22 protein-coding genes are annotated in these 19,583 nt (G+C 71.3%); 10 read left to right on the forward strand and 12 right to left on the reverse strand.

Translation table 11 applies throughout. From position 1 onward, the window contains the following. Window positions 1-8 precede the first annotated feature (8 nt). From Q9G87_RS32975 to Q9G87_RS33005, 7 genes are all read right to left on the reverse strand, one after another. Window positions 9-1,349: an amidase gene (locus Q9G87_RS32975; RefSeq protein WP_305920442.1), complete on the reverse strand. Its 1,341-nt coding sequence runs from the start codon at window positions 1,347-1,349 to the stop codon at window positions 9-11. Between the two features lie 42 nt (window positions 1,350-1,391). Continuing rightward, window positions 1,392-2,186, reverse strand: a complete 795-nt coding sequence (locus Q9G87_RS32980) for an amino acid ABC transporter permease (protein WP_305920443.1) — start codon at window positions 2,184-2,186, stop codon at window positions 1,392-1,394. Further along, window positions 2,183-2,851 (reverse strand): amino acid ABC transporter permease, encoded by a 669-nt coding sequence (locus Q9G87_RS32985; RefSeq protein ID WP_305920444.1) that lies wholly within the window; start codon window positions 2,849-2,851, stop codon window positions 2,183-2,185. The genes Q9G87_RS32980 and Q9G87_RS32985 overlap by 4 nt, the downstream gene beginning before the upstream one ends. 4 nt (window positions 2,852-2,855) lie before the next feature. Continuing rightward, entirely contained in the window at window positions 2,856-3,683 is an 828-nt protein-coding gene (locus Q9G87_RS32990) for a glutamate ABC transporter substrate-binding protein (RefSeq protein ID WP_305920445.1), read from the reverse strand. Between the two features lie 10 nt (window positions 3,684-3,693). Next, the gene (locus Q9G87_RS32995; RefSeq protein ID WP_305920446.1) at window positions 3,694-4,437 is read right to left on the reverse strand and encodes an amino acid ABC transporter ATP-binding protein; all 744 of its coding nucleotides are present in this window, start codon (window positions 4,435-4,437) and stop codon (window positions 3,694-3,696) included. 102 nt (window positions 4,438-4,539) lie between these two features. Next, window positions 4,540-5,376 carry a glutamate ABC transporter substrate-binding protein gene (locus Q9G87_RS33000; protein WP_305920447.1) on the reverse strand — a complete coding sequence of 279 codons (837 nt, stop codon included), beginning with the start codon at window positions 5,374-5,376 and terminating at the stop codon, window positions 4,540-4,542. Further along, on the reverse strand, window positions 5,373-6,059 hold the full coding sequence (locus Q9G87_RS33005; RefSeq protein ID WP_305920448.1) for a response regulator: 687 nt from the start codon (window positions 6,057-6,059) through the stop codon (window positions 5,373-5,375). Before Q9G87_RS33005 ends, Q9G87_RS33000 begins: the two co-directional genes overlap by 4 nt. Before the next feature lie 168 nt (window positions 6,060-6,227). Between Q9G87_RS33005 and Q9G87_RS33010 the strand changes: the two genes are divergently transcribed. Continuing rightward, on the forward strand, window positions 6,228-9,110 hold the full coding sequence (locus tag Q9G87_RS33010) for a hybrid sensor histidine kinase/response regulator (RefSeq protein ID WP_305920449.1): 2,883 nt from the start codon (window positions 6,228-6,230) through the stop codon (window positions 9,108-9,110). A gap of 39 nt (window positions 9,111-9,149) precedes the next feature. Here Q9G87_RS33010 and Q9G87_RS33015 read toward each other — a convergent pair whose 3' ends face one another. Then, window positions 9,150-9,542 (reverse strand): hypothetical protein, encoded by a 393-nt coding sequence (locus Q9G87_RS33015; RefSeq protein ID WP_305920450.1) that lies wholly within the window; start codon window positions 9,540-9,542, stop codon window positions 9,150-9,152. Window positions 9,543-9,612: 70 nt separating this feature from the next. Between Q9G87_RS33015 and Q9G87_RS33020 the strand changes: the two genes are divergently transcribed. The 3 genes from Q9G87_RS33020 to Q9G87_RS33030 are packed head-to-tail and all read left to right on the forward strand — an operon-like array spanning window position 9,613 to window position 11,164. Next, complete coding sequence (locus tag Q9G87_RS33020) at window positions 9,613-9,963, forward strand: hypothetical protein (protein ID WP_305920451.1); 351 nt, start codon at window positions 9,613-9,615, stop codon at window positions 9,961-9,963. Continuing rightward, complete coding sequence (locus Q9G87_RS33025; RefSeq protein ID WP_305920452.1) at window positions 9,963-10,841, forward strand: WXG100-like domain-containing protein; 879 nt, start codon at window positions 9,963-9,965, stop codon at window positions 10,839-10,841. The genes Q9G87_RS33020 and Q9G87_RS33025 overlap by 1 nt, the downstream gene beginning before the upstream one ends. A gap of 14 nt (window positions 10,842-10,855) precedes the next feature. Continuing rightward, complete coding sequence (locus Q9G87_RS33030) at window positions 10,856-11,164, forward strand: YbaB/EbfC family nucleoid-associated protein (RefSeq protein ID WP_305920453.1); 309 nt, start codon at window positions 10,856-10,858, stop codon at window positions 11,162-11,164. A gap of 4 nt (window positions 11,165-11,168) precedes the next feature. On the opposite strand, the gene Q9G87_RS33035 is transcribed toward Q9G87_RS33030, so the two are convergent. Both Q9G87_RS33035 and Q9G87_RS33040 read right to left on the reverse strand, forming a co-directional pair. Next, window positions 11,169-12,152, reverse strand: a complete 984-nt coding sequence (locus tag Q9G87_RS33035; RefSeq protein WP_305920454.1) for an NBR1-Ig-like domain-containing protein — start codon at window positions 12,150-12,152, stop codon at window positions 11,169-11,171. Between the two features lie 87 nt (window positions 12,153-12,239). Then, window positions 12,240-12,608 (reverse strand): hypothetical protein, encoded by a 369-nt coding sequence (locus tag Q9G87_RS33040; RefSeq protein WP_305920455.1) that lies wholly within the window; start codon window positions 12,606-12,608, stop codon window positions 12,240-12,242. A gap of 572 nt (window positions 12,609-13,180) precedes the next feature. On the opposite strand from Q9G87_RS33040, the gene Q9G87_RS33045 reads away from it, so the two are divergent. The 4 genes from Q9G87_RS33045 to Q9G87_RS33060 are packed head-to-tail and all read left to right on the forward strand — an operon-like array spanning window position 13,181 to window position 16,685. After that, window positions 13,181-14,095 carry an ATP-binding cassette domain-containing protein gene (locus Q9G87_RS33045; RefSeq protein WP_305920456.1) on the forward strand — a complete coding sequence of 305 codons (915 nt, stop codon included), beginning with the start codon at window positions 13,181-13,183 and terminating at the stop codon, window positions 14,093-14,095. Then, window positions 14,092-14,883, forward strand: coding sequence for an ABC transporter permease (locus Q9G87_RS33050; protein ID WP_305920457.1), 792 nt, complete (start codon window positions 14,092-14,094; stop codon window positions 14,881-14,883). Before Q9G87_RS33045 ends, Q9G87_RS33050 begins: the two co-directional genes overlap by 4 nt. A gap of 9 nt (window positions 14,884-14,892) precedes the next feature. Beyond that, window positions 14,893-16,050, forward strand: a complete 1,158-nt coding sequence (locus tag Q9G87_RS33055; RefSeq protein WP_305920458.1) for a sensor histidine kinase — start codon at window positions 14,893-14,895, stop codon at window positions 16,048-16,050. Next, window positions 16,041-16,685, forward strand: a complete 645-nt coding sequence (locus Q9G87_RS33060; protein ID WP_305920459.1) for a response regulator transcription factor — start codon at window positions 16,041-16,043, stop codon at window positions 16,683-16,685. Before Q9G87_RS33055 ends, Q9G87_RS33060 begins: the two co-directional genes overlap by 10 nt. Before the next feature lie 57 nt (window positions 16,686-16,742). Here the strand turns inward: Q9G87_RS33060 and Q9G87_RS33065 are convergent, their stop codons facing one another. Continuing rightward, on the reverse strand, window positions 16,743-16,997 hold the full coding sequence (locus tag Q9G87_RS33065) for a hypothetical protein (protein WP_305920460.1): 255 nt from the start codon (window positions 16,995-16,997) through the stop codon (window positions 16,743-16,745). A gap of 228 nt (window positions 16,998-17,225) precedes the next feature. Between Q9G87_RS33065 and Q9G87_RS33070 the strand changes: the two genes are divergently transcribed. Further along, on the forward strand, window positions 17,226-17,699 hold the full coding sequence (locus Q9G87_RS33070; protein WP_305920461.1) for a hypothetical protein: 474 nt from the start codon (window positions 17,226-17,228) through the stop codon (window positions 17,697-17,699). 109 nt (window positions 17,700-17,808) lie between these two features. Here the strand turns inward: Q9G87_RS33070 and Q9G87_RS33075 are convergent, their stop codons facing one another. Then, complete coding sequence (locus tag Q9G87_RS33075; protein ID WP_305920462.1) at window positions 17,809-18,567, reverse strand: maleylpyruvate isomerase family mycothiol-dependent enzyme; 759 nt, start codon at window positions 18,565-18,567, stop codon at window positions 17,809-17,811. Between the two features lie 71 nt (window positions 18,568-18,638). Here Q9G87_RS33075 and Q9G87_RS33080 point away from each other — a divergent pair, with 71 nt between their 5' ends. Next, window positions 18,639-19,553, forward strand: coding sequence for a MerR family transcriptional regulator (locus tag Q9G87_RS33080; protein WP_305920463.1), 915 nt, complete (start codon window positions 18,639-18,641; stop codon window positions 19,551-19,553). Window positions 19,554-19,583: the final 30 nt, after the last annotated feature.

Genomic DNA, 19,583 nt, shown 5'->3' on the forward strand with positions numbered 1-19,583 from the left:
GCTTCGGCTCAGCGCGCGGCGGCTTCGAAGATCAGGGACTCCTGGCCGGGGCGGCCGACGAGCTGGAGGCCGACCGGCAGGCCGTCCACCGTCCCGGCGGGCAGCGTCAGGGCGGGCAGACCCAGGACGTTCCACGGGCTGGTCAGCGCGAGCAAGGCGGCGCGGACGGCGGCCGGTCGGCCGTCGATCTCGGTCTCGCGCAGGCCCAGCGGCGGGGCAATGATCGGCACGGTCGGCAGCGCCAGCACGTCGTGGCGGTCGAACAACGCGTCCACGGCCCCGGCGAGACCGGCCCGGGCGTCCATGGCGCGGACGTACCGCCAGCCGGGCACCTCCGCGGCCACGCGGAGGCGTTCGAGCACCTCGGAGTCGAACAACTCGGGCGCGGTGGCCAGGCGGTCGGCGTGCACGGCCGCCGTCTCACAACTCTGGATGGTCGTGTACGTCTCCCGCAGCGTGTCCGCGACGCCCTCGGGCAGGTGGACCTCCTCCAGAGGCCCCGCCGCCGCGAGCACGGCCCGCACCACCCGCGGATCGCCGGGGAAGAGGCCGGCGGGATCGAGCCACGCCACGCGAACCCGCCGGCCGGCCTCCATTCGGCCGCTTCCGCCAGGTGGCGCGGTCAGGCACGTGTAGGCCAGCAGGCAGTCCTCCGCGCCGCCCGCCAGGACGCCGACGTGATCGAGCGTCCGCGACAACGGGAACACGCCGTCGGCCGGGATCGCACCGTACGCGGGCTTGAAGCCCGCCACGCCGCACAGCGCCGCCGGGATCCGCACGGAGCCACCCGTGTCGGTGCCGAGCGCGAGCGGCACCAGCCCCGCCGCGACCGCCGCCCCACTGCCGGCGCTGGAGCCGCCCGTCATGCGGCCCTGATCCCACGGGTTGCGCGCGGGCCCGGACGCGGAGCGGTCACCCGTCGGGCCGTAGGCGAACTCATGGGTCGTGGTCGTGCCCACGATGACGGCGCCCGCCCGGCGCAGCCGCGCGACACACTCGGCGTCGGCCTCCGCGACGTGGCCGGCGAAATGCCGCGACCCCATCGTCACCCGTAGCCCAGCGATCATGATGAGGTCCTTCACCGCGACCGGAATGCCGTGCAACGGCCCCCGGTCCGTGCCCGCCGCCAGCTCCTCGTCCGCTCGCCGCGCGGCCGCCCGGGCGCCGGCGGCGTCCATCGTGACGAAGGCGTTGAGCGCCGGGTTGAGCGCGGCGATCGCGTCGAGCGCCTGCTCGACCAGCTCGGCCGACGTGGCGCGGCCGCGGCGGAGGTCGTGAGCGAGATCGGCGACGTGACGACCGGAGAAGGGGCCAGGTGAGCCGGCGAGCGGGCCGGGGGTGAGCGCCATGGGATCATTGTCCTCGCCGACGGCGGCAACGGGGGTCGCCGGTCACGCCGCGCCGAGCCGGTGGGCCAGCCGATCCAGAGACACGTTGATCAGGATGAAGATGGCCGCGATGAGGATCGCCGCCGGGATGACGTTGGAGAAGTTGGCCGCGATCCCGTTCAGCCCGCGGTCGACCAGCTCGTCGTAGCCGACGATCAGCCCGAGCGCCGAGTCCTTCAGCAGAACGATGAACTGGCTGACCAGGGCGGGCATCATCGCCCGCAGCGCCTGCGGCAGCAGCACGAGCCGCATGACCTGCCCCTTGCGCATGCCGACCGCGTACGCCGCCTCCCGCTGCCCCTTCGGCAGGCTCTGCACGCCGGCCCGGATGATCTCCGCGATCACCGAGCCGTTGTAGAGGGTGAGCCCGAAGACGACGGCGGCGAAGGCGGAGATGTTCACGCCGATGAGCACGAACGAGCCGAAGAAGGCGAAGAAGATCAGCAGCAGCAGCGGGACGGCGCGGAAGAACTCCACCACCATGGCGGCGGGCACCCGGATCCACCGATGGTCGGACATGCGGGCGGTCGCGAACACGATCCCGAAGAGCCCGGCCAGCACCACGCCCGCCACGGCCGCGCCCAGCGTCCCCGCCAGGCCGGGCAGGATGAACGTGGCCCACACGTCGCCCCTCAGCAGCGGCAGCCACTTCTCGGCCGCCCACTGCTCCTTCTGGTCGAAGCGCACGTACACGACGTACGCGATCGCCAGCAGCACCAGCGCGACCACCGCCGCCAGCAGCCGGTTGCGGCGGATCCCGCGCGGCCCCGGCGCCTCGTACAGGTTGGCGAAGCTCATCGGGCCACCGCCATCCGCTTCGACAGCCAGCCGAACAGCAGCCCCATCGGCAGGCACAGCAGCACGAACCCGGCCGCGAAGCCGAGGAAGATCTCGATCACCTGGTCCCCGTACGTCTCGATCATCTCGCGCATCCGCACGGACGCCTCGCTGACACCCACCACCAGCGCGATCGTGGTGTTCTTGGTCAGCGCGATGAGGATGCTGCCCAGCGGCGCCACGACCGCGCGGAACGCCTGCGGCAACGTGATCAGCCGCAGCGTCTTGACGAAGCCCAGCCCCAGCGACCGGGCCGCCTCGGCCTGCCCGACCGGCACCGTGTTGAGGCCGGAGCGCAGCGCCTCGCAGATGAACGCCGAGGTGTAGGCGGTCAGCCCGATGACCGCGAGCCAGAAGTTGTTGGTCGCGATGTCGTCGGACAGCTCGACGCCGAGGTTGGCGCCGATGCCGAGGCCGGTGAACAGCAGCACCAGCGTGAGCGGCGTGTTGCGGGCCACCGACACGTAGACGCTCGCGGCCCCGCGCAGGGAGGCCAGCGGGGCGACCCGCATGGCGGCCAGCACCGTCCCCAGGATCAGGGAGCCGAGCGCGCTGATCGCCGTCAGCCGTACGGTCATCCAGAACGCGGCCAGGATGGTGTCGCGTTCGAAGAGCAACGCTTCCATAGGATCAGTACCGCTCCAGCTGCGGCGCCTGCGGCAGGGCGAAGCCGGAGGCGCCCACGCTGGCCTGCAGCGCCTTCGTCCAGCTGCCGTCGGAGAACATCTTCTGCAGCGCGTCGTTGACCGCCTTGCGGCCGGCGGTGTCGTCCTTCTTCAGCCCGATGCCGTACTTCTCGGTGCTGAACGGCTTGCCGACCACCTTCAGCTTGCCCGCGTGCTGCGCGGCGTAGCCGGCCAGGATGACGTTGTCGGTGGTGATGGCGTCGAGCTGGCCGCCGAGCACCCGGTCCACGCACGCCGAGTACGTCCGCTCCTCCTGCAGCTGCACTTCCTTGGCGTACTCCGTCTTGACCTTCTGCGCCGGGGTCGAGCCGGCGACCGAGCAGAGCTTCTTGCCGTTGAGCGCCTCGGGGCCGGTCAGCGCCGCCTCGTCCGCCCGGACGAGCAGGTCCTGCCCGGCCACGAAGTACGGCCCGGCGAAGGACACCTTCTGCTTGCGGGCGTCGGTGATCGAGTACGTCGCCACGACCAGGTCCACCTGGCCCTGCTCGATGAACGCCTCCCGGTTGGCGGAGACGGTCTCCTTGAACGTGACGTTCGCGGGGTCGACGCCCAGCTCGTTGGCCACGTATTTGGCGACCTCGATGTCGAACCCGGCGAACGCGCCGTCCGGCGTGCGCAGTCCCAGACCCGGCTGGTCCGCCTTCACCCCGATGACCAGCTTCTTGTCGTTCTTGGCCTTGTCCACGACGGAGGCGTACGACTCCGACCCGCCGCCGCACGCGGTGGTCGCGGCCATGACGGCGAAGACTGCGAAAAGGGATCTTCCAAACACGGGGGGCTCCTTAGTGAGTGAGGATCTTGGCGAGGAAGGACTGGGCGCGCTCGCTGCTCGGCGCGCCGAAGAAGCCGTCGGGGCTGTCCTGCTCGACGATCTCGCCGTCGGCCATGAAGACGACCCGGTCGGCGGCCCGCCGGGCGAAGCCCATCTCGTGGGTGACGACGACCATGGTCATGCCCTCGCGGGCGAGCGAGGTCATCACCTCGAGCACCTCGTTGACCATCTCCGGGTCGAGTGCCGACGTCGGCTCGTCGAACAGGATGACCTTCGGCTCCATGGCCAGCGCGCGGGCGATCGCCACCCGCTGCTGCTGCCCGCCGGACAACTGGGCGGGGAACTTGGCCGCCTGGCCGCCGATGCCGACCCGGTCGAGCAATTCGCGGGCCTTGCGCACGGCCTCGCCCTTCGGCTTCTTCAGCACGTGGACCTGCCCGAGGACGACGTTGTCCAGGACGGTCTTGTGCGCGAAGAGGTTGAACGACTGGAAGACCATGCCCACCTCGGCCCGCAGCCGGGCCAGCGCCTTGCCCTCGGCCGGCAGCGGCGTGCCGTCCACGGTGATCGTGCCGGAGTCGATGGTCTCCAGCCGGTTGATCGCGCGGCACAGCGTCGACTTGCCGGCTCCGGACGGGCCGATGACGACGACGACCTCGCCCCGCCGGACGGTCAGGTTCACGTCCCTGAGCACGTGGTGCTCGCCGTAGCGCTTGTTGACCTGGTCCAGGACGATCAGATCCGCCTGGCTCATGTGTCACGCTCCTTGCTGTCTGTCAGCGTTGGCGTAACCGTAGGAGCCGTATATGGCGCGAAAAGGCTTGTGATCGTTTTGCTCAGAAATTAGCGATACTGGTCAGCGGCGAGCAGGTTTGGACTGGTCGGACGTGGCCCCGGGGAAGACGCCGATGGTGTCCCGGTAGGCCCGATCCCACTGGCCGTCGGCCAGCCAGCGGGCGATCAGCCCGTTGAGGTAGTCGCGGAAGACCGTGTCGTGCTTGCGGATGCCCATCCCGTACGGCTCCTTGCCGAACGGCTTGCCGACCAGCCGCAGCGCGCTCGGATGCTGCTCCTGCAGGCCGAGCAGGATGGTGTCGTCGGTGCTGATCGCGTCGACGTGGCCGGCCAGCAGCGCCGGCACGCACTCGCTGTAGCCGTCCACGATCGCCAGGTTCTCGCGGGACAGCTCGCCGAGCAGCCGCTCGACGGACGTGGAGCCCTTGGCCGTGCACACTTTCTTGCCAGCGAGATCCGACACGTCGTCGATGCGGGTGTCGGCCGCCCTGACCAGCAGGTCCTGCCCCGCGTAGTAGTAGGGGTCGGTGAAGGTCACCAGCTGGGAGCGGGCCTCGGTGATCGAGTACGTGGCGATGACGAGGTCCACGACCTGCTGGGCGATGAAGTTCTCCCGCTCGCGCGAAACCGTCTCGACGAAACGGATGTTGCGCTCGCTTCCGGTCAGGTCCTTGGCCACCAGCCGGGCCATCTCCGCGTCGAACCCGGTGATCCGCCCGGTCGCCGGGTCTTTGTAGCCGAACATCGGCTGGTCGAACTTGATGCCCACGACGAGCACGCCGCGGTCCCTGATGCGCGCCATGGTCGAGCCCTCGGGGAACGCCGCCGCCTCGGAGCTCGCGCAGCCCGCGGGCAGCAGGCACAGCAGCACCACGAACAGGGTGCGAAGCCTGGTCACCGCGACCGGTACCGGTGCTGCGGCCGGCCGGTCGGCCCGTACCTCGGCCGGGCCTCCACCAGGCCGCGGTCGGCCAGATGCTCCAGGTAACGGCGGGCGGTGGCGCGGCTGACGCCGATGGAGGCGGCCAGCTCGTGCGCCGACACGTCCTCCTCGACCTCGGCCAGCGCGTCGAGCACCGCCTGCTCGGTGGCCGCGGAGATGCTCTTCGGCCGGTCGACGTGGTCGATGTGGAGCAGGCGGAAGATCCGGTCGATCTCCTGCTGCTCGGCGAACCGGCCGCCGGACTCCAGTTGCTCGGTCGTCGCCGCGTAGCGCAGCAGCGTCTGCTCGAGCGTGCCGGCCCTGGTCGGCTTGACCAGGTAGTAGAGGGCGCCGCGCTGGATGGCCGCGCGTACCGTCGCCGACTCTTTGCGCCCGGAGATCACGATGATGTCGGCCGGCGGCTGATCGGGCCGGCGCAGCCGGTGCGCGACCTCCAGGCCAGGCAGGTCCGGCAGATGCAGGTCGAGCAGGACCAGCCGCGGCGCGAACCGGGCCGCGGCCGCCAGCGCCGCGTGCCCGCTGTGCGCGATCCCCACCACTCGGAACCCGAGGACCCGGTTCACCTGCGCCTGCAGCGCGGCGGTCACCACCGGGTCGTCGTCCACGATGAGAACGGTGATGTCCCTGGATACAGGCATCGCCACACTCCTCGCTTCTACTGACAGCGGTTCTGAGCAGCTTAGGAGGCTTTTGTTAAATAAGATCGACTTTAGCGCATTCTGCTCACGGCGATCCTCCCACGCGCGCCCGATCCCTCCTACTCTGTACCCGAGTGACAGGCTCGAGCGACAGGGAGACGGACGCCGGTGAGATGGCTGCTCGCGGTGACGGCCCTGTGGACGCTGCTCGGGCTGCTTCCCTTGGCGCTGCTGACCGCCTCCAGCATCTCCCTGACCGAGCAGGCGGTACGCGACGAGGTCACCGACCGGGTCAAGACCACCGCGTCGGTCAGCAGGGTCGTGGTGGATCAGCAGATGGGCTCGCTCAAGCAGCTCGTCAGCGCGTTCGCCCAGCAGCCCCGGGTACGCCAGGCGGTCGAGAACGCCACCGCCGCCACCCTGCAGGGCTACCTCGGCGAACTGAAGCAGATGCGCGACGGCGTCAGCGGCCTGATCCTCATCTCCCCTGAAGGCGACATGCTGGGCGCCGAGCCGCAGAGCGCCCTGCCTCAGGACATCGGCAACACCGACTGGTACCGGGCGGTGCGCGACCAGCGCCAGCCGTACGTCTCGCAGGCCTACACGCCCACGATGCGCGACCTGTCCAGAGCCGTCGCCGTGGCCGTGCCCATCCCGAGCGCCGACGGGAAGCGGATGATCGGCATTCTCACCGTGGTCTACAGCCTGGACGCCATCCAGCGGTTCGCCAAGGACGCGGCCGAGGCCCAGGACATCCGGCTGCTGATCACCGACCAGGCCGGCGTGCTCGTCGCCGACCCCGGCAGGCAGCTGTACGCCCTCACCTCCCTGCGCGAGGACCCACGGGTGGACGCGGCGTTGATGGCACGCACCTGGAACGGCCCCTTCCACGGCATCGACGGCGCCGTGTTGTCGGCCTCCGAGCCCATCCCGGGCGTCGGCTGGACGGTGACCGCCGAGGTCGCCGCATCCGAGGCGCTGGCCTCCGCCGAGAAGCTGCGCGGCAACGTGATGACGGTGGCGGCCCTGCTCGCCCTGCTCATCCTCATCGGCCTGGGCATCCAGATCCACACCACGCGCGGCCGCCGCCGGGCGCAGGCCACCCTGGCCAGGTACGCGGCCGAACTCGCCGACGCCAGGGACGAGGCGGTCCAGGCCTCCAGCGCCAAATCCGAGTTCCTGGCCAAGATCAGCCACGAGATCCGCACCCCGATCAATGGCGTGCTCGGCATGAACTCGCTGCTCATGGGCACCCGGCTGGACGACGAGCAGCGCTACTACGCCACCACCGGCCAGGAGTCGGCCCAGAACGTGCTGCGCCTGCTCGACGACTTTCTCGACCTGTCCAGGATCGAGGCGGGCCACCTGCAGGTCGACGCGGCGCCGTTCGACCTGCCGCGGCTGTGCGACGAAGTGGTGGCGCCGCTCGCGCCGCTGGCCTACGAGCAGGGCCTCTGGCTCACGCTGCGGCTCGACGAACACGTGCCGCGGCAGGTGGCGGGCGACCCGGCCCGGCTGCGGCAGATCCTCACGAACCTGATCGGCAACGCACTGAAGTTCACCGTCCAGGGCGGCGTCGACCTGCACGTCACGCTGCACGAGGGCGAGCCGGGCAGCTCGCGGGTGGTGCTCGGGTTCGCCGTCTCCGACACCGGCATCGGCGTCGGCCCCGACGACCGGGAGCGGGTCTTCGGGGTCTTCCGCCAGGTCGACTCGCCCATCACGCGCCGGACCGGCGGGAGCGGCCTGGGCCTCGCCATCTCCAGGCAGCTCACCGAACTCATGGGCGGGGAGATCGGCCTCGACAGCGTGGAGGGAGTGGGCAGCCGGTTCTGGGTGCGGCTGCCGGTGGACGTTCTGACGTGGTCCGAACCAGGGGCCGGGGCGCTGGCGGGGCGGCGCGCGCTGGTCGCCGACCCGCGCCCCGAGGACCGGGCGCTGGCCGGGCGCTACCTCTCCGACGCGGGGCTCTCCGTGAAGGAGACCAGGGACGCCCGGTCCGCGCTGGCCTGCCTGCACGACGCGGCGGCCGGCGGCAGCCCGTACGAGCTGGCCGTGGTCGCGCTCGACCTTGGCGCCGGAGAGCTCGGCCCCGGAGAGCTCGGCCCCGGAAAGCTCGGCGCAGCCCAGGACGGCGAGACGCTCGCGCACGCCATCCTCAGCGACCCGCTGCTCCAGACCACCAGCGTCGTCGTGGTCGTCACGCCGGGCCGGGCCCGTTTCGCCTGGCCGTCCGCCGGGGAGCGGCCCGTGCAGTCGATCACCCGGCCGCTCAGCCGGCGCCGCCTGCTCGCCGCCGTGGAGAACGCCCTGGGCACCGCCGAGTGCTCCGGGGAGCCGCGCGAGGGCACGCCGGTCGCCGCGGGCGCCGCCGAGGGCGTGCGCATCCTGGTGGCCGAGGACGACGAGGTCAGCCGTCAGGTGGCCATGCTCGTCCTGCGGCAGGCCGGGCACGAGGTGGACACCGTCGAGGACGGCGAGCAGGCGGTGCGCGCCGTGCTGGCCGGCGGCTACGACCTGGTGTTCATGGACTGCCAGCTGCCCGTGCTCGACGGGCTGGCCGCGACCGAGGAGATCAGGGGTCGCGAGGAGGCGCGTACCCCGATCATCGCGATGACCGCGGCGGCCATGCCGGACGACCGGATCCGGTGCCTCGAAGCCGGCATGGACGACCATCTGGCCAAGCCGGTGGACTGGCCGCGGGTGCTCGCCAGGATTCCGGAGTGGGCCTCCTACGCCGGTCTTCCGGCCGAGCTGGCGGGCCTGTCGGCGGAGGCGGTGGCGGATGTCGCGCAGGCGTACCTCGCGACCGCTCGGCGGACGTTCGAGGATCTGCTCCGGGCGGCGCGGGACGGGGATCTGCCGGAGGTGGCGGCGCTGGCGCACCGGCTCAAGGGCAGCTGCGCGACCGTGGGGGCCGGGCGCGAGGCCGCGTTGTGCCAGCGGGTGGAGGAGCTGGCGCGGGCGGGGCGCGTCGAGGAGGAACTCCTCGAGGACCTGGACGAGCTGCTCAGGGAGACCCCTGAGTGGATGAACGCACACCAGTCCTGATTTAAACGCCACGGTTAACACTGGGGAAATTTGTCGGTGTTATCGTGCTGATGTCATTGTTACTGGTGGTTTTGTAGTGAATGGAGTGTTAATGGCGGATTCGTCCGATGGGCCGAGCCCCGTGACCGGTCCAGGCCCCACGGCGACGACGACCGCCAGTCCCACGTCCACGCCCACCCCGACGTCCTCAGCCACCCCTACGCCCACCGGCACTCCGAGCCCGACGCCTTCAGGGACGCCGAGCCCGACGCCCTCGGACACGCCGAATCCGACGCCCTCCGGCACCCCAAGTCCGACCCCTTCGGGGACGCCGAGTCCGACGCCCTCCGGCACCCCGAGCCCGACGCCTTCGGGCACGCCAAGTCCGAGCCCGTCGGAGACGCCGGCGCCCAGCCCGACCACGTCGGCGCCGACGCCCACCCCTTTCCCCACGGCGGAAGTCCCGCACGTTCCTGACGACCGGAGCCGGGAGCCGGGCCCCGCGCCGAACTCCGGGCAGGGGGTGCTGATCGACTGGACCTCGATACGCGAGCTGGCCAGGCTGTTCGACAAGACCGGCGACGACGTGGTGGCGCGGCAGCGCGCCTCCACGTCGCTGGCCGGCACCTCCGGCCTGGTCGGCGGCGACGACGACGGCCGGCGCTTCGCCGAGTGGTACGCCGACGGCTACGACTCCCTCACCGGCGCCCTGCGCCGCATCGCCGACAAGAACTTCACGTGGGCCGGCAACCTGCGTGACTTCGACAAGATGTGGGACTACCTGGAGCAGCAGATCATCAACACGCTCCCGAAAATCCCGGACATCCCGGACGCGCCGATCCCGCAGGCCCCGCCACGCAAGGAGGGTGCCTGATGTTCGACCCCTTCCAGGCCCTCGCCTGGTTCGCCGGCGTGTACGTGCCTGAGGCCGACACGTCCAATTTGCGGGCCCGCGCCCGGGACCTGCGCGAGTTCGCCGACTCCATCGGTGAGCTCGCCCGCCAGACCGAGACCGGCGTCGCCGTGGTACGCAAGGCCAACGACAGCCAAGCCGTGTCCCGGTTCGCGGACGTGTGGCCGTACGAGCTCGCCCCCCGCTACGCCGCGCTCCAGGAGGAGCTGCGCGAACTGGCCGACGGCTGCGACGACTACGCCAACGCCGTGGACGAGCACCGGGAACAGCTGTGGATCATCGGCACCATGCTCGCCGCCATGGCGTTCACGATGATGTTCGGCTTCGTCTACCCGGCGGCCAGGGAAGCCGCCCTGAGGGCCTTCCGGTACCTGCAGGCCAGGGCCAGACTGGAGCGCACGATCTTCCAGAAGACCGTCCAGTGGATCCTCCAGTACCGGATCGGCAAGCGTAAGGTCGGCGAGTACCTGGTGCGGGAGGGCCTGGACGCGGTGGCCGACTCCGTGCTGTGGACCGTGCTCAAGACCGGCGTGCACGCGGCCAGCTCGGCCGCGACCGGCCAGCCGATGGGCAACCTCTGGGCGTACGCGGGCAAGCATTTCGCCGCCGAGATGGCCTACAACGGCGGCATCAAGGCCCTGAGCGACGTCCGCAAGTTCATCCCGAAGACGCAGCTCACCGAGACGTTGCTAGGCGCGGGCCCGGCGGGCAAGTTCTTCCGCCGCACGCTGTCGGCCGCCACCATCTACCCGCTCGTCGCCAGCGGCGGCTTGTCGGACGAGGGCGCGCTGCGCTCGGCCCTGGCGCACGCCCCGAGGGCGTTCATCTTCAAGCGCTGACGTAAGGAACCACGATGACGACACCCCGTTCCGGCGATCCGGAGATCGACCGCGCCCTCGCGGAGCTGGCGGCGCACGCGGCCGGGTTCGAGGAGGCGACCCGCCTGCTGGCCGAGACCAGAGGGCGGGGCGAGAGCGCCGGCGGCCAGGTCGCGGTCGAGCTGTCGCCCAGCGGGTCACTGACCGCGCTCCGCATCGATCCCCGTGCGCTGCGGCTGGGCTCGCAGGCGCTGGCCGAGGCCGTGATCGAGGCGTACCGGCGGGCCGAGGAGGACGTGGCCGGCCAGTCCTTCGACGTGGCCAGGACGCTCTTCGAGCGCTGACCCGTCAGGCGACCACCACGTCCAGGAAGATCGGTTTCTTGGCGGTGAGCAACTCGGCCCCGGCCGCGTCGGTCATCTTCCAGTAGATTTTGCATCGGCCGGGGGAGTCGGCGGCGCGGACGCGCACCGCGATCTCGACCGACTGGCCCGGCTGGACCGGGCGGATCGCGACGCGTTTCGGAGCTTTGCACGGCGTGTCGTTCAGGCGGGTGAGATAGCGGTCCTGCCAGGGGATGGTGCCGGCGTTCCTGATCCGCCAGATCTTGGTGAACTCCGTCCCCTTCTTCACCACCGTCCCGTCCGGATGGGTGACGTCCCCCTCGAAGAGGGAGTCGTCGAAGGAGGAGTTCGACGGCGCCGGGGTGCTGCGGGCGGCGGGCTCGGCCGGCTCCGGACCCGGGGCGAGCCAGGCGAAGAGCGCGGCGGCGAGACCGGTCGCGCCGGTCACGATCGCTGCGATCAGGGATTTGGATGGGGTGGATCGGGCTCGGGCGACGGGGTTCTCCGCCATGAGGACCTCGGTTTCGGTGGCCTCGGCCACCGTTTCGAGGTCGGCGGCATGGGACGCGGCATCAGAGCGCACATCGGCGTGAGGTGCGGTCTCGGGGCGGGATGCGGCCTCGGGAGGGGGAGCGGTCTCGGTCTGTGCGGTGCTCGCGGCCAGCTCCCAATGGGCCCGCCACTCGCGCCTGGCCTCCTCGGCGTCCCGCCCCAGCCGGTCGACCGCCAGCACCCGGACGAACTCCCACGTCGTCTCCCAGGTCGGCAGCGCGCTCCCGCGGGCCGCGGCCGCCAGCGACGACTTGGAGGCAGCCGCGCCGAGGCGCGAGGCCATGTCGGCGAACGAGGGGTCGCCCGCCTGTTCCTTGAGCTCCCACAGCCGGTGTGCGAACAGCGCGACAGGGCCGGACGCCGGATCCGGCCGGATCGGCTTGCGCCCCCGCCGCGACGCCGCCGCTTCGTCCTGAGGTCCGGACGACTGCACCATCCCACGGAGGCTACCAAAACCATCGAAAGGGGGGGCCGGGCCCCGGCAGCGCGGCCGGGGCCCGGCACGGAACACGGGATCAGGGCGTCAGCCGCAGTGCGAGACTTCCTTGATCGACTGCACGGTGGGGCGCGCCCCCTTGAACTTCTTCTTGTCGAAGTCCCCGCCCCGTACCCAGATGCAGGCGTCCTTCGCCTGCGCGACCCGAATCTTGATCCCGCGTGAGTGCTTGCAGCGATTGTGGAAGTAGACCGTGACGCTCGTCGTGCCGTCGTCGCCGTAGGAGTAGCTGAAGCAGCGCGTCTTCCCCCGGATGACGTCGAGCGCCTGCTGCGGGGCGGCGGAAACGGCGGCCGTATTGGAAACGGCGAACGACGGGGCCGCCGCCGTTGAATAGGCGAACGTCGAGCCGGCCATCGCGGCGATGGTGAGCGTGACTTTCCCACGAATTCTCATGGCAAATTTCCCCCATTTCGCTGGGTGGTGGTCGTTCTTTCCGCCACCAACTGTCGCGTGCCGTCGCCGCCACCGCCAAGCGATCAATGTCCGAACATTGTCCAATGCCCTTTGGATAATAAAACGTGCAGGTCAGAGCGAGCAGTCGCCGCAATTGGAGCAACCGCTATCTGCATGCCAGCAATAGCGGCGGTCGTCGCATGGGCGGTCGGCCCGTTTGCTCCATCTCGGCCGCCACATGCCGCACGTGAAAAACGTCGCCACGCCGGCCGCAGATTTTCTGATCCAGCCGGGATTCTCGTAGGAAGCGGTGATGTGCGATTGATCGCCCGCCGTACCTCGGTGTCGAGCAGCGTTCCACCAGGTGCCGTTCCGTGAATTCGATGTCCCGCAGCGCCGGCGCCAGCCCGTGGGCCGCGTCCTCGCACAAGCGCCGCGCCTCGTCCGGCGCCGTGCCGGTGGCGGTCAGCGGGTTGAACGCGCCCCGGGCGGGCCGTTGCGGTTTTCCGCCATCGAGGTCGACGGTCCGCCCCCATGGTGGCTCGGGCTTCGGCTGCCTAGCGTGAGGCGGCGTGATCAGTCTCAAGGGTTTGAGCAAACGCTACGGCGACCGGCTCGTCGTGGACCACCTGTCGCTGGCGTTGAAGCCCGGCACGGTGACCGGGTTCCTGGGGCCGAACGGAGCCGGCAAGTCGACGACGATGCGGCTCGTGCTCGGGCTCGACCATCCCACCTCAGGCACGGCGCTCATCGGCGGCAGGCCGTACCGGAAGATCAGGAACCCGCTGAGCACCGTGGGGGCGCTGCTCGACGCACGCGCGCTGCACCCCGGCCGCAGCGGGTACGCGCACCTGGCGGCGCTGGCGCGCAGCAACGGCATTTCGCGGCGGCGCGTCGCGCAGGTGCTGGAGACCGTCGGGATGGCCGGCGCGGCGCGCAAACGGGCCGGGACGTTGTCGCTCGGCATGAGCCAGCGGCTCGGGATCGCGGCGGCGCTGCTGGGCGACCCCGAGGTGCTGATGTTCGACGAGCCCGTCAACGGGCTCGACCCCGACGGGGTGCGCTGGGTACGCGGCCTCATGAGGTCGCTGGCCGCGGAGGGCCGCACGGTGTTCGTCTCCAGCCACCTCATGAGCGAGATGCAGCTGACCGCGGACCACCTGGTGGTGATCGGGAAGGGGCGGCTCCTCATGGACGCCCCGCTCGCGGACGTCATCGCGGGCAGCTCGCTGACGGCCGTGGTCGTCCGCACCCCGCACGCCAGGGAGCTGGCCGCACGACTGCGCGCCGCCGGGGTCGAGGTGGCGCGCCAGGCGGAGAACGAACTGGTCGCCACAGGGGCGCCGATCGAGCGGGTGGGCGACCTGGCGCACGAGGCGGGGATCAGGCTGCACGAGCTGCGGACCCGGGAGGCGTCGCTCGAGCAGGCATACCAGGAGCTTACGGCGCAGAGCGTCGAGTACGGCGCGGGAAAGGCGGAGGCGTGAGCACGTTGTGGCAGGCGATCGGCGCCGAATGGGGCAAGTTCTGGTCCGTGCGGTCGACGTGGTGGTGCCTGGCCGCCGCGACGGTGCTCATGGTGCTCAGCGCCCTGACGCTGGGCGGCGCGACGGCCACGGAGGCGCTGCGGCGGGAGGGCGCGGCCACGCCGGTCGTCGCGAGCGAGCCTGTGGTGTCCGCGGCAGCCTTCGCCCAGTTCGCGCTCGTGGCGCTGGCGATGCTGACGATCACCTCCGAGTACTCCTCCGGCGCCGTCCGTGTCACCCTGCAGGCCGTCCCCGTCCGCGGTGTGATGCTGGCGGCGAAGGCGCTGGTGGTGGTTCCGGCGATGGCCGCGGCGGGCGTGTTGTCGGGCGCCGTGGCGACGGCGGCCGTCTACCTGCTGCTGTCGGCCGACGCGTTCGGCGGGCTGGTGGTGCTGCCCGCCGGCGAGGTCGTGGCCGACCTGCTCGCCGTCGGCGGGTTCTTCGCGCTGCTGTCGGTGATGACCGTGGGCGTGGGCACCGCCATGCGCAGCGCGGCAGGCACGCTGACCGTCGTGTTCATGCTGCTCATGGGTCTGCCTCTGCTGCTGCTCATGACGGGGAGCCAGGCGGCGCTGGAGGCGTCGCTGCGCATGCCGCTGTTCGCGGGGCTGGCGTTCATGGGCAGCACCGACAACCTGACCGGCGGGCCGATCCCGTACCCGGCGGGCGAAGGACTGGCCTGGCTGCTGGCCTGGACAGCGGCCGCGCTGGCGATCGGCCACGCGGTGCTGCGCCGCCGCGACGCCTAGACTCGGGCCGTGGCAGCGTCGGATCACGGCCAGCGGGTCGTCCGCGTGCTGGCCGGCGTGTTCCTGGGGATGGCGCTGGGCGTCGTCGAGCTGGCCTTCCTGAGCGTGGCGTGGCCCGCGTCGATGGTGCCGGCGATCCGCCCCGCCGCCGCGCGGGGCCTGGCGAGGCTGGTGTCCGTCGAACGTGCCAGGCTCGCCCGATGGTTCGGCCACGAGACGTCGGGGGAGGCCGGCTACGGCTTCCTCGCCGCCCGTGCCACGCTGGGCGTGCTCGGCGGGTACGTCTGCGCCTCCGCCCTGTTCCTCACCGGTCTGCTCCTGCTCGGCGGGTCGTGGGACCTGGCCTGGGGCGAGTCCGAGCAGGTGCCCGTGAACCTGCCGGGGGTGAAAGTGGTCACCAGCAGCGGCGTGCTCGGCGTGACCAGCGGGCTGGCGCTGCTGGCCCTGACCGCCCTCATGATCCTGGCCGTCGGGTCCCTCGAACGGCGGCTGGCCGGCCGCTTCCTCGGCCCCGACCGCCACGAGCAGATGAGCAGACGCATCGCCGAGCTGACCGCGACCCGTTCCGGCATCGTCAAGGCCGTGGACGACGAGCGCCGCAGAATCGAACGCGACCTGCACGACGGAGTGCAGCAACGCGGCGTGGCCCTCGCCATGCTGCTCGGCCGCGCCCAGCACAGCAGCGACCACGACACGACCGGCGAGCTGGTCGCCCAGGCCTACGCCGAGTCGCGCCACCTCCTCGACGAGCTGCGGAGCGTGGCCTGGCGCATTTACCCGACCGCACTCGACGAGCTGGGACTGCGTGCCGCGCTCGCGGGCGTGGCCGAGCGGTCGAGCGTGCCGGTGACCGTGCACTACGGACTGGCCGAGCGACCGGTCTCCGAGATCGAGACCGCTGTCTACTTCGTGGCTCGCGAGGCCATCACGAACGCGGTCAAGCACGCCGGAGCACGTGACATCCTGGTCGTGTTGAGCGAGGACGAGCGGACGGTGCGGGTGGCGATCTCGGACGACGGCAAGGGCGGCGCCGAGCCGTCGGGCGGCGGGCTGTCCGGGCTGGCCAGGCGGGTGCTGGCGCTGGACGGCGAGTTCGTCGTGGACAGCCCGCCCGGCGGCCCCACCAAAATCGTCGCCACGCTGCCGAAGGCCGAGCCGTGCGGGTGATCCTGGCCGACGACTCCGTGCTCCTGCGCGAGGGCCTGACCCGGCTGCTCGACGACGCCGGCCACGAGGTCGTCGCCGCCGTCGGGGACGCATCCGCGCTGCTCGACGCGGTCGAACACCACCGCCCGGACGTGGCCGTGATCGACGTGCGCATGCCGCCCGCCCACAAGGACGAAGGCCTGCGAGCGGCGTTGGAGATCCGGGATCGCCGGCCGGAGGTCGGCGTGCTCGTCCTGTCCCAGTACGTCGAGCAGCACTACGCGGCCAGGCTGCTGGCTGGGCGCACCGAAGGGCTCGGCTACCTGCTCAAGGACCGGGTCTCGGAGGTGGCCGATTTCCTGGAGTCGCTGGAGCGGGTGCGTACGGGCGGCACCGTGTTCGACCCCGAGGTGGTGCGCCAGCTCCTCGCCCGCACCACCCACGCCGACCCGCTGAGCAAGCTGAGCCCGCGCGAAGCCGAGGTGCTGCGGCACCTCGCCCAAGGTCTGACGAACGCCGCCGTCGCCGCGCGTATGCACGTCTCGCTCAGTACGGTCGAAAAGCACGTCAACGCCATCATGGACAAGCTCGACCTGCCCCGCGACCCCGGCTACAGCCGCCGCGTGCTCGCCATCCTGCGCTTCCTCGACAGTTGAGACGACAGGGATGCCAGGCAGGTCTCGGCGGGGGTGAGCGTCCGAATCGTCCGCGGGTCAGCGGGTGCCGGCCGAGCGGAGGAAGGCCAGGACGGCGAGGACGCGACGGTGCGAGGCCGGGTCGTGGTGCGCGAAGGCGCCGAACGGGACGCTCGGCTCGGCCGCGACGGTGACGAGCCCGCCGCCCGCACGCCGCGCGGCCTCCCGCAGCAACCTGCACTTGCCGGCCCCAGCTTCCCCGACGGCGACCGCCCCAGAAGCGAGGGACTCCATTTCGGACCTGCGAGCGGTGAACGGCCATTCGGATTCCACTGGCACCTCCCCACTCGCGACGCTAGTCAGGAGAGCGGCGCCAGGGATCCGGGCCAGCCCGGATCCCGGATCCGAGCCAGCCCGGACTTTCGGCGCCGGCCACATCCGAGCCAGCCCTTTCCCGCCGCCGCAGAGCCCCGCCGGTTTTGAGTAGGGGCTACTCATGCGGCCGGGGGTGCCGCGCCTTCAAAGTCATCGGAGTAGGCAGTTCCGAGACAGGGGAATCTCATGAAGGCAAGAATGCTCGTCGGCGCCGCCATGGCGTCGTCCTTGATGACCGCCGGGTTGCTGTCGGCATCCGCAACGCAGGCCGGGGCCACCACGACGGTACAGGCCGCCGTCACGGCGCAGAACTGCGACATCCGGGACGGCACGTCGCGGACCGGCTACCGGACCGGCAGCAACCCCACCAGGTACGAGTACAACGACACCCCGTACCTGGGCGCCCGGTACAACTCGTGCACGAACAACGTCACCCTGTATTACGGCGGCTATGGTGACGCGCCCGGCTATTACTACAACCTCCGCACCGGCGCCGGAGCGCAGCGGGAGGTGAAGGCGGGTGTCGCCCGCAAGTTCACCTTCACGGCTCCCGCCGGGTCGTACGTGGACGTCATGGTCCAGCTCTGCAGGAGGGGCATTCCCGGCCAGAAGTCGAGCTGCACCCGCTGGTCACCGGTGGTGCGCGTCGCCCTCGTCTAGCGACCACTCTCGAGCAGCATCCGAGCCGGGTGTCGAATGCCAGGTGCCGCGCGGAGGCCGTGCGGCAGGTGGAGCGGTGGTTGGCCTCGTCGAAACCAGGTGAGCCGCGTCAGAACGCCATCCGGGCCAGCCAGTGCTCCATCAGGGCGCGGTCCCCGGTGATCTCCACCCGGGCGTCGCCGAGGGGGAGGCGGCGTGAGCACACCAGCATGAGGTCCGCCGCCGCACCCGACACCACCACGTCGGCCTCGGCCGGGACCGGCCCGCGCTCGCACCGCAGCCCCTCCGGCGTCCGGATGAGCACCCAGCCGTCCCCCGAGCGGGGCCGCACGCCGAGCCGCTCACCCCGGCCCCGCAACTCCACCAGGTCCGGCTTGAGCTGCTCGGCGCCCGGCGCCACCAGCATCTCCATGCCCTCGTCGACCACGTCGAGCGCCAGATCGCCGGCGATCTCGAACACGGCCCCCGTCGTGGCCGCCGCGTCGTAGTGGTGGACGGCGGTGTCGGCCAGCATCCGCCGCAGCCAGAAGAGCGCCGGCCGCGGCCCGAGGAACGTCCACATCTCCATGTCCGCGCCGCTCTCCCTGAGGGCGTCGAGCAGGTCCTCGGCGCCCGCCCGCAGCCACTCCTCCCACCCCTCGGGCGCGCCGGGCTCGGCCTGCCATGGGTCGGGGACGGACACCGGCTCACCCTTGCGCAGGAGTTCGGCCGTCCACCGGTGTGCCTGCCCGATGTGCCCCACAAGCACCCGCAACGGCCACTCCGGGCAGGTCGGCACGATGGCCTGCGGATCCCCTCCGGTGGCCGCGCGGGCGAACCCCGCGGTCTGCTCCCGCAGCCCTTCCTCCAGCCGTTCGACGTCCAGCATGGCGAAACTCCCCTCGATCGCGTGAACGCTTACGCCGGTACCGTAGGAACTCCAGTCAAGTGGAGGTTCAAGTGCCTTTACGCGATGACACCCTCGGAATCGGCGAGCTGGCCCGGTTGACCGGCGTGCCGGTGCGGACGATCCGCTTCTACTGCGACGAGGGCCTCATCGACTCCGTGCGGAGCACGGGCGGGCACCGCAGATTCGACCCGGCGGCCGTGGACCGGCTCGGCCTGGTCAGGAGGTTGCGCGGGCTCGGGCTCGGACTGGTCTCCATCAGGCGCGTGCTTGATGGAGAACGCTCTGTGGACGAGGTCGTGGCGGCCGAGCGGGCCGCGCTCGACATCCAGCTCGCCGACCTGGCCTGGCGGCGGGCCTCGCTGCGGGCCGTCGAAGAGGCCTGCCCGGCCGAGCGGGCCGCCCGGCTGGAGGTGCTGGCCGCCGTGGAGGCAGGCCCCGCCGCCCGCGACGCGGTGATCGACTTCTGGCGGCGCGCGATGCTGGCCCCGATCTCCGAGGGCATGTTCACGGCGTTCGTGTCCATGGCCGTGCCCGAGCCGCCCATCGACCCGACCCCGTCGCAGGTGGTGGCGTACGCCGAGCTGGTCGCCTTGGCGGGAGACCGATCGCTGACTCGCGCCCTGCTGGAGCGGGCCCGCGTCAACATCGAGCTGATCTCCGATGAGGACGCGCTGATGTCCGGGGTCGGCGAGGCGTGCGGGCTGGCCGAGCCCCTGGTGCTGGCGGGTGAGGCGCCTCGGGAGGGGCCCGAGCTCGACCGGTTCGTGGCGGCGCACGCCGGCGTGCGCGCCAGTGGCGACACCCCGGAGTTCCGGAGGCGGCTGCTGACGGACGTGGCTCACGAGCGCGAGCCGCGGATGCGCCGCTACTGGCGGCTGGTGACCGAGGTCAGCGGCGAGGTGGCCACGCTCGGCTCCACCCACCTGTGGCTGACCGACTCCCTCGAACGCTCCGTGCGCTTGTAACATTCGACGCCATTGTCCGAAACATACTTT

This window comes from Nonomuraea turcica (genome assembly GCF_030718205.1).
GTDB lineage: Bacteria > Actinomycetota > Actinomycetes > Streptosporangiales > Streptosporangiaceae > Nonomuraea.